Annotated in this window: 9 protein-coding genes; 5 read left to right on the top strand and 4 right to left on the bottom strand. The window is 55.2% G+C overall.

The genetic code is table 11. The annotated features are described in order from the left end of the window. The first annotated feature begins 23 nt into the window (after window positions 1-23). Both SH287x_RS01650 and SH287x_RS01645 read left to right on the top strand, forming a co-directional pair. Entirely contained in the window at window positions 24-818 is a 795-nt protein-coding gene (locus tag SH287x_RS01650) for a PepSY domain-containing protein (RefSeq protein ID WP_479516701.1), read from the top strand. Beyond that, the gene (locus tag SH287x_RS01645) at window positions 815-1,384 is read left to right on the top strand and encodes a hypothetical protein (protein ID WP_479516700.1); all 570 of its coding nucleotides are present in this window, start codon (window positions 815-817) and stop codon (window positions 1,382-1,384) included. The genes SH287x_RS01650 and SH287x_RS01645 overlap by 4 nt, the downstream gene beginning before the upstream one ends. 1,180 nt (window positions 1,385-2,564) lie before the next feature. On the opposite strand, the gene SH287x_RS01640 is transcribed toward SH287x_RS01645, so the two are convergent. Beyond that, window positions 2,565-2,957, bottom strand: a complete 393-nt coding sequence (locus tag SH287x_RS01640; protein WP_479516699.1) for a hypothetical protein — start codon at window positions 2,955-2,957, stop codon at window positions 2,565-2,567. 591 nt (window positions 2,958-3,548) lie between these two features. Beyond that, on the bottom strand, window positions 3,549-5,597 hold the full coding sequence (locus tag SH287x_RS01635) for a thioredoxin domain-containing protein (protein WP_479516698.1): 2,049 nt from the start codon (window positions 5,595-5,597) through the stop codon (window positions 3,549-3,551). 611 nt (window positions 5,598-6,208) lie between these two features. On the opposite strand from SH287x_RS01635, the gene pepT reads away from it, so the two are divergent. Next, window positions 6,209-7,489 (top strand): peptidase T, encoded by a 1,281-nt coding sequence (pepT, locus tag SH287x_RS01630; protein ID WP_479516697.1) that lies wholly within the window; start codon window positions 6,209-6,211, stop codon window positions 7,487-7,489. A 337-nt stretch (window positions 7,490-7,826) separates the two neighbouring features. Here the strand turns inward: pepT and SH287x_RS01625 are convergent, their stop codons facing one another. Both SH287x_RS01625 and SH287x_RS01620 read right to left on the bottom strand, forming a co-directional pair. Further along, a complete protein-coding gene (locus tag SH287x_RS01625; RefSeq protein ID WP_479516696.1) occupies window positions 7,827-8,597 on the bottom strand; it encodes a hypothetical protein in 771 nt (256 codons plus the stop codon). A 203-nt stretch (window positions 8,598-8,800) separates the two neighbouring features. After that, window positions 8,801-9,583: an SDR family NAD(P)-dependent oxidoreductase gene (locus tag SH287x_RS01620; RefSeq protein WP_479516695.1), complete on the bottom strand. Its 783-nt coding sequence runs from the start codon at window positions 9,581-9,583 to the stop codon at window positions 8,801-8,803. A gap of 257 nt (window positions 9,584-9,840) precedes the next feature. Between SH287x_RS01620 and SH287x_RS01615 the strand changes: the two genes are divergently transcribed. Beyond that, the gene (locus SH287x_RS01615; RefSeq protein ID WP_479516694.1) at window positions 9,841-10,113 is read left to right on the top strand and encodes a hypothetical protein; all 273 of its coding nucleotides are present in this window, start codon (window positions 9,841-9,843) and stop codon (window positions 10,111-10,113) included. A 390-nt stretch (window positions 10,114-10,503) separates the two neighbouring features. After that, window positions 10,504-11,979 carry a signal recognition particle protein gene (gene ffh / locus SH287x_RS01610; RefSeq protein ID WP_479516693.1) on the top strand — a complete coding sequence of 492 codons (1,476 nt, stop codon included), beginning with the start codon at window positions 10,504-10,506 and terminating at the stop codon, window positions 11,977-11,979. Window positions 11,980-12,150 lie beyond the last annotated feature (171 nt).

The following is a 12,150-nucleotide window of genomic DNA, read 5'->3' as shown; positions in this document are numbered from 1 at the left end:
GTACTTCCAGCGAGTTCCACGTCATGGCGATGTATCCCAAGATCCGCAATCTGCACCTGTGGGCAGGGCTGGCTGTGCTGGTGCCAACAATTATCATTGCTGGCTCAGGCATCGGGTTGAATCATGAGCGAGCCTTGGGGCTTAAACCGACGAAGGAGAAGCAGCCCAGGAAAAAACTCAGCTCAGAGGATGCCGTCGTCGCTCCGGGTTCCGATGCGTCCCGTCAGCACCAACTTGTGGCTACCGAAGCGACTTGGCGAGAATACGATTCGGCGATCACTGCGGCCTTGTCCTCCGCCCGGTCGACCTGGGGCGAGGTTCCTTTGGAGCGCATCGAACTCAAACGTGAGCCAGGCGAGGGAATGGTGGTCAAAGTGAAGGCTTCCCCGGTCGCATCCATGGGGATGTCTCACGAACCGGAGGAGATCGTCTGGTCGGTCGCGAAGAATGCCGCCTTGCCTATGCACCAGGAAACCTACCTCAAGGCGGATGGTGGGACTAACTGGGCCAAGGTCTGCAAAGATCTGCATACGGGAAAGTTCTTTAGCAAGACATTCGGGTATCTCTGGTCAGACCTGGCGGCGATGGCGTTGATCCTGTTGTCCATTACAGGTTTGGTGCTCTACATCATTCCCATCGTCAAGAAGCGAGCCGCGAAAAAGCGAGCTGCCCTCGCTGGCCCTGTGGCCAAGCGGCCCCTGCCCGTGGTTCGGCCCGCCGCGCGTCCACCTGTTCCTGTGCACGCGGTGCGGAGTGCCGTCTCGGAAGAAGAGGCCGGGATCGATTCCACAGCGCTTCCAGCGGGAGCACCTGCGTGAGGTGGTGGCTGTCTCTCGCGGGGATTGCGGCGCTAATCGTTGGATTCTGGCCTTGGTCGGCATCCCCGCCGGCCACGTTGCCCCTCCCTTCCGCAACGGAGCTTTCCAATCTTCTGGAACGGGATCACGATGCCCAGGTTGCGTGGCTGACCCAATGGCAGGAAGAGGCTTCCAGCCGACTCGCTGGGATGCATGATGCGCAGCCGCCAACCTCGGTGGGGGCCAGCGTCCAGGCCCTATTGGTGCAGGGGCATCCGCCCGTGGTGGTCGTCAACACCCTGGAGGAGGACACCAGCAGCGAAGGGACTCTGGGATGGGAACTTCCCTGGCCGCAGGTTGTGGATGCTTTGAAAGAGATCCCGGCGGCTCCCGTCGAATTAGTTGCCGGTTATCGCGGCGTCACCTTCTCGCACACGCTCATCCCGGTTGACCCGCAGGCCGGACTCGTGTTGGTCGCGACCCACGCTGCGCCAACGCAGTCGCACTCGATTTTTTGGCGCGTCGCGATGGGCATCGCAGCCATCGCCTGCTTTTTGCTGGCGGGAAAATTCGGTACCAGCAAATGACAGTAGGGTAGCCCCGTTTGAAATTCTGATTTCTATCGGAGTGGCGAAGCCACAAGAGGGTGTGTATCGCCCCGCGTCGCTGAGTTAAACTTGAGATCCCAGATGATTCGCAAGAGTGGCTTTCTGGCAATGAACGTCCTCTGCCTATAGCACACAGGTAGGTCGCAGACGACCAACCTGTGCCACCCAGCGGCGTATTACGCTGTGACGAAAAAGCTTCCTGATCTGGAGAACCCAGACATCCAAAGCGACGTCCGGGCCACCTCGCCGCAAGCATGGGAGTGACTGTACGTCTCATTGTTGATCGACAATCAGCCTCCTGTGCTTTCAGCACACAGGTAGCCCGAAGACGGGCAACCTGTGCTACCCAGCTGAGTTGGTGGGTTGCGCAAAGCCTTAACGCCACCCTACGGCTATTGGTGCATTTCGCTTCGCTTCATGACACCCTACCTTCGAGACGGAAAGTTGTATCTATAGAGGCCGTCCAAGGCGGCAAGTCTGGCAGGATTCTGTGATGGGGCGCAACAAAGGGTGATAGGGTAGAGAGACTTCGTCAGGGCGCGCCTTGCGAGTCAGGTTTCCTGACTTGTGATTCCGGACAGAAGTCTTTCCCTTGGCTCGGTCAGGGCCTGAAGAGTCGGCGTTAAATTGATTTTAACACCGGCGGGAGTGCCGTTTGTGGGTGCTCCCTCTCGAATTCGAGACTGACGAACAGCTTACTGCTGAACGTGAAACTGGTAGCGACTTTCACTTAATGTGATATCAACAGCGAGTGAAAGCCAACACAATAACGTCTGAGTTTTCAGACAAGCCAGCGGAAGAACGCCAGCGAAGGTGACTTCGTAAACTGAAATTCCGTAGAACGGTTCTGATCGATGCTGGAGATTCAGCCGCCCTCGTCCATGGGAAACTATGGTCGGGGGCGGTGTTTTTTTGAGAGCGAGGGAGGGAAAGCGGAGAAGCAGAAAAGCGAAAAAGCCTGAGGAAGCAATTTGATGCCGCTCTGTACGTCGCTGACTGGCGATGCGGGCAAACAAAAAGCGGAGAAGCCAGAGGACGGTTAAAGGCGAAATGCCAACCTGTAGATATCTGGCATTGCGTCGCGGGATCGGTCAGCCTGCCCCCTGAGACTGCGGGTGTGTCCAAAGGGGGCGATGACGCGATTTGCAAGATCACGTTTTCAGTCGTTGTGGCCAGCGGCCCATTCGCTGTCGCAGGCGTCGCAACGGAATCCGATGAGGGTGGCGGTGCCGGGGATCGGTTGGCCGTTGCGGTTGACCATCGCGTCATCGAGTTCCATCGGCTCAACAATTGGATAGGCACAGTTTGGGCAGCAGCGGTTGGCGTAAAGCGTGCGAGCGCGGTCGATCACATTCATCATCTGAGATGTGCTGCGATCAGAAGCTCCACCAAAGTGTGGCTCGCTCAGGACGGCGGCAGGATGACGATGGATGCGAAGCGGCAGTTGCGGGCGAGGTGAATCCGAGAGCCGGCTGGTTAAGCCGGGGAACTGCACAATCGCTGCTTCCATGTCGGCCGAGGCTTCTGGCCAGTAAACACGCAATCGACTCATGAGGGCATCCTTGCCTGGAGTGAATAGCACGCACACCGGTTTCCATCTTGGCTCCCGATGCTCACACCTTGTGTTACGACCGCTCTGTCCTGACAGGTTGTTGAACTCGTCCGCAGGCTCGCTGGCCTGCTCATCACTCACTGCTTAACCTGCCAAATCAGAATTGAAGCTCCACGAGAAGGTGATTCGTTCAGAGATGAAGGAAATACCTCCCAGCGAGCATGCCTGCAAGAGCGTCAATGTCATTTTTTGTGGTAAAATCTGCAAAAGTTGCCAGATCATAAGATCCCAGACTGACATATTCCCCCAGATTCACAAAAGTCTTGCGGGAATCGCTGAAGTGGATGGTGTTCTCGATCCATCCACTTTCAGGTGTGATCTGAGAGCCTGCCTGAGAAGACTCTCAAATTCATCTTCCAGAAGGAGATCGTAGCCGCAAGCGGGATAAGCGGGGAGCACGTGATCCCGATAAGGGGTGGCCTGTTGCGATGAGAAAAATGGGGGATAAATCAGCCCTCACCCCGGCCCTCTCCCGCACGCGGGAGAGGGAGTATTCCCGAACAGGCACTGAGAGCGATTGGAAGAGTGCGATTAGCGATTGGAGGAGAGTGGCACCAGTTCTTCGCGACCGGGAAGGGCGTTTCGCTTAAAGGCTGATGTGCGTTCCTGTCCCCAGGGACGTGGCCCCATCGCTTCTTCTGCGTGAGAACCTGGTGCTGGTCGGGATGCCTGTGATCGTGCGGGTGCTGGGGAACTCATCATCCGTGTGGCAGGATTCCGAGAAGGCTGAGACTCTTCGACTCGCATGGAAACTGGCTGACGCTGCGATTGAGAGTCGACCTCGCCCAGCAGATAACTCATGAAGGTCTGGCTGGCGCGATTGAGCACCACAATCCGGCTGGTTTCTCCGGCACTGCCTCGAGGGCGAACAATACAGATGACTTCAGCATCAGGTGATTGGCTCATGTAATCACCGTTTGGCATGGTTTCCTGGCTGGCGAGGGCCTGACCACTCTGGCCACGGACGGCTTCGGCTTCCAGAGCTTGCTGAAGCAGCTCAGAGGCGTTCTGTGCTCCGTTGCGGCGGGAATTAGCAGCACTGTTTTGTGCCACCGCGGTGTTGGCCAATGTTTTGCCTTCCCGGCGAACCAAGGCCCCCATCTGATGTTTTTCCAGCATATTGCAGATCAGGCTGAGACCGGCATAGATGCCTCGTCGCTCTTTGGTATCGGCAGCGATGCAGACTCCCGCAAGCTGGCTGTTGGCAAGAAACAAACCACCGCCAGAGCGCCCCGGGATGGGAGTTCCTGTGCATTCGACATTTTCTGGCCCATTGTAGCGGTTAATCGCGGTGACTTTATGGTCTTCACGAGAGGGGTTTGCGCCACCGCCGCAACCAATGCTGAAGACGGCTTCATTCGGACTGAGTTTGCGATCCACAATGGCCAGAGGCACCATCGGGAGTTGATCCGTTGTGGGGATGGTGATCAGGCCCACATCTCCCTTGAGGTCAAAATCAACCACATCGCCCAGATAGGTTCTTGCAGCCACCTTGGGATGAAAGACGTCCACTTCAATCACAGGCTTGGCTTTGAGATCACGGAAGATGTGGCCGCAGGTCACGATGATGGCCCGGCCAGGTCGACTGTCGATAATTGTTCCCGAGCCGTAGTTCGACATGCCGCCTTGACCATCCAGAATGCGAATGCGAACGCTGGCGTGTAAAGGGTCATCACTTGTCTGTGAAGCGGCATCTTCTTCTTCAGGGGTGTTGCCACGATAGAGATCGGCTCCGCGAGCGTCAGCTGTCCGTGTGTCCTGACGAGGATCCGTCGATTCCGCCGAGCGGGTGAGTCCCATGCTGTTGCTGAGTGTCCCCAGCAGGCCGCCTCGAGCCGAAGCGGCAGGGGCTTGTGTCGTTGAGGGATCTTGTGTTCTTGAAAAATTCTGGGCCGAAGTATTGGAAATGACTTGAGCTTCAACTCTTGAAGGTGCACCCAGTTCAATGGTTGGCAGGCCGTCGGCATCAAAGGGGTTGGCATTTGTGCGTGGCAGAGGGCGAGTGCCGGGGACGCCCAAACGATCCTGTTGACCACGGGCGAGCGGAGACCCCTGAACGGCCTGTTCTGCCATGCGTCGCAGCTGATCTTCCGAGGTCATGCCCACAATCCGATTCACTTCTTTCCCGTCCACCACGAGAATAAAAGTGGGCATCGAATCGACGCGAAACTGGCGAGCCAGGGCCGGTTCCTGATCGACGTCAACCTTGCGGATGGCAAATCCCTGGCGCTGTAACTTTGAGACGATGGGACTCATCTGTTGGCAGGGGCCGCACCAGGTGGCAGTAAAATCGAGCACGAGGGAATTTGTCGGAGTTCCTGCAGCTTTTAATGTCTGAGTTTCTGTTCTCAGGCTGACAGGCCAACTGGTCGGACAGACCACAGCGATGACCGCCACGATCAGGAGCGTTGCCGACAGCATGACGATGCCGGTCAAGCGAGAGAGCTTTGAGAAGAGTTGGAGTCCAGCGGGTTGACTGTTCGTCGCTTCATGCGATGCAACAGTCACGTTTGCAACGTGATCCACTGAAGATTCAATCAACGACGACTGACTGTGCCCGATTGGCGACACTCGGTCCATGCAAGGCCTCCTTGCCTTGTTTGGCTTGTAAATCTTGCCAGACGAGCTGGTAAGTTTTACGAGCGTTTTTACAACCATATCCCTCTGAAACCCCGGTCATCCTGACGAACGATTTCAGAGGGTGTGTGCGAAACTTAACTACCACAAGGGTTTGACTCAAGACGAAGTTTTTCTGGTGACCCGAACCTGTGGAATTCGCTCAGAACTCTTCGGGAATCGAATCGGCAAACTTCGCCGATTCCCGACATGTATGCAGATCCCATGCCGGTGATCAAGAAGATGGTTTCTCTCTTTGTGAGCTGCATTTACTGGCGCTCCACCTGATTCACTGGCGCTGCCTCTGGATTTTTCGTTCAGAAATTCACAGGGAGCACCACTTCAGAATCTGGAAGGAAAGCCAAACTTCCCGCTATGTGTTTCACACTTCGGTTTCATCGTGGAGATTGCCAATATCCACTGATGTTCACGTTGGTCTCTGGCAGATGCAAGCTGGCGTGCTCTGGCAATTTTCTTTCTTAGCTGCGAATCTGACTTAACTGCAAATCTGATCGGGCATCAAATCGAAGGCTTCCAAGATTTGAAGCCCTCCCAAACAAAACCTGAGGCGACATATGAGCACCGTTTCGACTTCTCTGCGTGATGAGCTTCTCGAACGGTTTTTGCGTTACGTGCAAATCGAAACGACGGCGGATGAAACCAGCCAGACGGTTCCCAGTACGATGTCGCAGTTGAATCTCTCCCGGCTTCTTAAAGAGGAATGTGAAAAGCTGGGACTGGCTGATGTTTCCCTGAGTCCACAGGGCGTACTGATGGCCACAATTCCCGCTACGATTCCTGAAACAGCAGCGTCCGGCAAACTCCCCGCCATTGCCTGGATCGCTCATGTGGATACGTCGCCCGAATACAGCGGCAAAAACGTGAAGCCGATGATCCATCCGCGATATGATGGACGTGACATCGTGCTTCCCGCTGATCCCCGGCAGGTGCAGCGACCTTCGGAACAGCCGGAATTAGCCGCTGCGGTGGGGCACACGATTATCACGACCGATGGGTCAACGCTTCTGGGCGGCGATGACAAAGGGGGCGTGGCCGTCATCATGCAGGCTGCCCGTGAATTGCTGCGATCAGATGTGCCTCACGGCCCGATCCGTCTTTGCTTTACCTGTGATGAAGAAATCGGCCATGGGACAGATCATCTGGATCTGAAGCAACTGGACGCCATTTGCGGCTACACCCTTGATGGCGGTGGACAGGGAATGGTTGATAACGAGACGTTCTCTGCTGATCAGGCCGTGGTGACTGTGAAGGGAGTCAATACGCATCCTTCGGTCGGAAAAGGAGTGATGGTCAACTCCCTTCGGATTCTTGGCGAATTCCTCTCACGGTTGCCGAAGCTGGCCTGTTCTCCAGAAACAACGGACGGCCGGGATGGGTTCATTCATCCCTATCATGTGGAAGGTGGCGTGGCAGAAGCGTCTGCCCGCCTGATTCTGCGAGACTTTGAAGAACAGGGTCTGGAGGCACAGGCTGCCTTGTTAGAATCGATTGCCACTTCGCTACGGGTGGAGTATCCACGCGCAACGCTCGAGATCGCGATTCATCCCCAGTATCGCAACATGCGCGAGGGGCTGGCTAAAGAACCGCGGGCAATTCTCAAGGCCATCGATGCGATGAAAGCGGCAGGTCTCGAACCGAAGTTAACTATCATTCGTGGCGGGACAGATGGCTCATTATTGACGGCCAAGGGGCTGCCTTGTCCGAACCTTTCCACTGGCCAGCACAACCCCCATTCTCCCCTGGAATGGGCCAGTCTTGATGAAATGGAAACCGCAGTCAAAGTGCTGATCCAACTGGCCATTGAGTGGGGAAAACTCGACTCATACGAATCGTAACTTGAAGTAGCGCCTTGATGATCTCAATAACATGCTTACCCAAAGCTGCCGTCTTTTATACACAACTTTTTCAAGCTCAATTTGACCATTAACGGGGCGCCGTGTTGGGAATTCAAGGCTTTTGTGCCATGCTCACGGCTCTGAGTAAGCACGCCGAATGTCCATTTGACGCCGATCTTCCATTAATCCAAAGAGCATGCTTGCTCAAAGCCGCCGCAAGCATGGCACGAATGCGGCCAACATGGCACACAAAGCGCTATTTCCAGTTGAAATGCGTATCAAATTCCTCTCCCTGAGGGATAAGAATTTGAGAGCTTCACCAGAAACGCTCAGTAACTCATGGCCGCCTGAGGCTGTCATTGAGCCAATTGGGCAAGACCAATGGCCATGGGTCTTGCGGATCCAGTCGATAGAACCGGGTCGAATGATGATTACGGCGGCTGATTTGAAGTGTCTGGGTTTGTAATCGATATCGGTCGATGCTCTCTCGGAAAATCCAGCTGGCGGTGGGGTGATTCATCCAATCGGTCGCCAGTTGCAATTCCTGATCAGCAGAAGCCTCCCCATTTTTCTGGAGATTCATCACGAACTCTGAGGGAGAACGCCTTGAAGTGAGGTGATCCTTCATCGGTCGTGAATCAGGCATCACCACGGACTCTGACCGTGCTGATTCTGGAGTCGCTTGACTGTCGAAAGAACGTAATCCGACCGGCATGGAGGCTGACATGACGCCACTCAAGAGAGGCTGACTGTCGGGACGCTGACTGTCGGGGAACAGTTCGTCTGGAGCATTTTTCCACAGCGAAAAAAAACTCCACCAAACACGGCGTGGGGAAGTTTTTAAGCTCAGCCAGTGTGTCTGGTGCCAGGAACATTGTGGCAGCCAGGCGATGCCGTTCGTTGTCAGGATCAGTGCACCATGAAACAGAAGCGGCCCGCGGAGAAGCCCGACATGATGAGTCCGGGCCAGCGGTTTTCCCAGCCGCTGGGCCAGTTCATTCAGCGGCATATCGGGTTCAAGGGGAGACAGGCTCCCCCGACATGAAGGGCAACCACCATTGAAAGGAGCACCCCATTGAAGGCAGTAGCGGCATAATAGCAGCGTCATCGCCGTCCTCCGCCCGTGCCAACAGTGCCACCCGTGCCGCATTACGGCTTTGTCTTGGGGTTGATTGTGTAGTCACGTCCTTCGATGTCGGACTTGACTACCTGTTCAACCCTGCTTTTAAGCTTTGACAATGCACGAGAGTATCCATGAATACGAAAGATAGACTGGTTTTTGAAGAGAAACAATCCCCTGGTTTCAATGGATTATTGCTTGCCATCTTCACGATTTGACCACCAGGGGAGACTGACTCCACCGTCAATGGTCAGCGTGCTGCCAGTCATATAGGCGGCATCATCACTTAATGCAAAAGCGACGGCTTTGCCAATTTCTTCCGGCTGTCCAAGGCGACCAAAAGGGAGGTTTTTTGCTCCTTCGGCCAGTTGCTCTTCCGTGAAAAATTTGCGCTCGCCGGGCGTATCGATCCAACCCGGATGGATGATGTTCACACGGATGCGATGTTGGGCCAGTTCAATGGCGGCTGTTCGGGCCATGTGATCGATCGCCGCTTTGGCCATGTTATAGGCCATGGCGGTGGGTATGGCGATAACGGCATGCGGCGAGCTGATCACGGCCATGGCTCCTCCCTGACCTTGAGCCACCATTTTGAGGGCAGCCGCTCTTACGCCGTAAAACGCGCCCCACATGCAGACATCGATTGTTCGGCGGAAGCCATCGAGATCGGCTTTGAGCATGATTTCGCGATCGCTGTAGACCGCATTGGAAACAAACAGATCCAGGCTGCCCAGCGCCGCTGCGGTGTCGTCAATCATCTTCTCGATGACCGCCTGCTGCGAGACATCCCCCTGAAAGATGACGGCCTTCTGACCCAGCGCTTCGATCTCGCGAGCGAGTGATTCGGCTTCCGCAAGATTGCTGAAGTAATTGATGGCCACGTTCGCCCCTGCCCTCGCCAGTTCCAGGGCACAACCCCGCCCGATGCCGCGCGAAGAACCGGTGACGAGTACGTTTTTGCCAAGAAGTTTCATGAACGAATGACTCTGATTAGTGGAGCTGTGCTGGAGACAAAGCGGTATTGGAGACAAAACTGTGCGAAAACTCATTTCACAAGAACATGGATTCCTCCGCAAGTACGAACGAATCGGTCGTCTGTCGAATGATTGCCTCTTTCAGATCGGCTACGCACTGACGTGATGTGAAAAACATTTGACAATGCAATGAGGCTGACGACAGCATCGCTTTCTGGATGTGCGAGTTCCAGAAATCTTGAGGGGAAGATGAAATTATGGAAGCAAAAAGTGCTGCCGTGCTTGGAATCACGTTTGGCCTGGCGTTGGGCGGGAGTGTTGTTCTCGCCTCTTACATCGCTGTCAGAACTCAGCCATGGGGAGCATCTCGCGATGTGAGTGGAGCAGCCGTCGTTGGCCGCTATCAGATGAGCGGGATTCCTGGACACGCTTATGTTTTAGATACCGCGACCGGCCAGGTCTGGGAGGATTTTGGAGCCGCGAGCAGCGGGATTAGCGACGCGGAGTTCAAGAAAGTCAAGCTCAAGTAAAGGCGTTGTTCAAGTGGACTGAAAGGCCGTGAAGATGTCACTCATCAGATTCAGGCCATCTTTCCTGTCACACGATATCGGCATCTGTTGAGAGCATGAGTGACAGGTTCTCAGTTCCCAGTTTGCAGTTTGCAGTGCCCATCAGTGATTAAGGTTTATCAGTCGTTTGTGTGGGATGGCTTGCACCGTTTGAGGAGTGATTAATTCACCGGGTAGTGACTTTTTGCACCCTCCCCTACCTGATCGCTTGAAGGATCCCCCTCCTTTCCGCTATTCTCCGTTTGAATCAAAACCCGGCTCCTGGGCGCGTTGACGCCTGGATCGTCGCTGATGCGACGCCGTACGGCTGAAACCGTGCGCCCCGGATGCGATAGCCCTAAGTGAAACTTCATGTTTGAATCGATCTCCCAAGGCCTGCAAGGGGCGTTATCGGGTGTTTTCCGCTCTGGAAAACTGACCGAAGCCAATATCCGTGAAGGACTTAAGCAAGTCCGGCAGGCTCTCCTCGAAGCCGACGTCGAATATAACGTCGCGACGCAGTTCATTGAAAAAGTGACTGCCGAGGCAGTGGGTGAAAAGGTTCTGAAGTCACTCCGGCCTGATGAACAACTCATCGGGATTGTCCATCAGCAGCTCATCGCCTTGATGGGCCCGACCGATCACTCGCTCCATTTGCGACGTGACGGAATCAACAAAATCATGATGTGCGGCCTCCAGGGGGCCGGCAAAACAACAACTTGCGGCAAACTCGCCCGCATGCTGAAAGCTGAAGGCTGGAAGCCTTTGCTGGTGGCCGCTGACTTGCAGCGCCCCGCGGCTATTGAGCAGCTGAAAACTCTGGGTGAACAACTGGGAGTGCCGGTTTATTCCGAAGACCCGACCAGTAACCCGGTCGCCGTTTGCAAGAACGGCCTGGCGAGTGCGAAGTCGCAGGGCGCGAACGTTGTGATCTTCGATACCGCTGGTCGATTGCATGTCGATGATCGGTTGATGTACGAACTGGAGCAGATTGATTCACGCGTCCAGCCGGATCAGGTCTATCTGGTCTGCGACGCGATGACCGGCCAGGATGCGGTTCGCTCGGCGAAAGCGTTCAATGATGCACTTGAGCTGGACGGGGTGATCCTCACCAAGCTGGATGGCGATACCCGCGGCGGTGCCGCGATCAGCGTGAAGCAGGTCACGGGCGTTCCCATCAAGTTTGTGGGGATTGGCGAACAGCTTGACCGTCTGGAGCCATTCCACCCGGATCGTATGGCGGGTCGCATTCTGGGGATGGGTGACATTGTCACTCTGTTCGAGCGTGCCCAGGAGCAATTCGACGCGGAAGAAATGGAACGCCAGCAGCAGCGGATGCTGAAAGGGCGGTTCACACTGGAAGACTTCCGTAATCAGATGAAACAGGTTCGTCGGCTCGGCTCCATGCGGGACATCATGAAAATGATTCCCGGGATGGGTGGCATGCTGGATCAGTTTCAAAATGTTGATGCTGAAAAAGATATGGGGCGGATCGATGCGATGATCAGCTCGATGACGCTCGAAGAACGACACAATCCGGATAAGATCGATCGCAGCCGTCGGACAAGAATTGCACGGGGCAGTGGGACTGAACCTGCCGACGTGAACCGCCTGCTGAAAGACTTCGACAACATGTCGAGCATGATGCAGAAGATGGCCGGCCTGGGTGTCAAAGATCGATTCAAGGCCGTGCAGGATCTTGCTCAGGGGGGAGGAATGAACCCCGCAGGCGGATTGCAGGCACAGAAGCTGCGCAGCAAGCGAGGGCCAGCAGATGCTGACCTGGCTGCTGAAAAGAAAAAGAAGGCGAGAAAAGACGCCAAGAAACAGCGAAAGAAAAATCGCTGAGAGTGGCTTAGGCCACTCTGTTGATCTCTGGTGAGTCTGCAGTGTTGAGTTTGTAGTGCCAGCACTGCCTGGACTTACATCATGTGGTGTCAGAACCACAACGTTTTGTTGGTTTTCATGTGTTTTCCAGTCTCCGTGTTCCTATGTAGCGTGTGTGTTGCAGGTTCTGTT

Source organism: Planctopirus sp. SH287, assembly GCF_056500625.1.
This window is presented reverse-complemented; position numbering and strand designations above follow the sequence as displayed.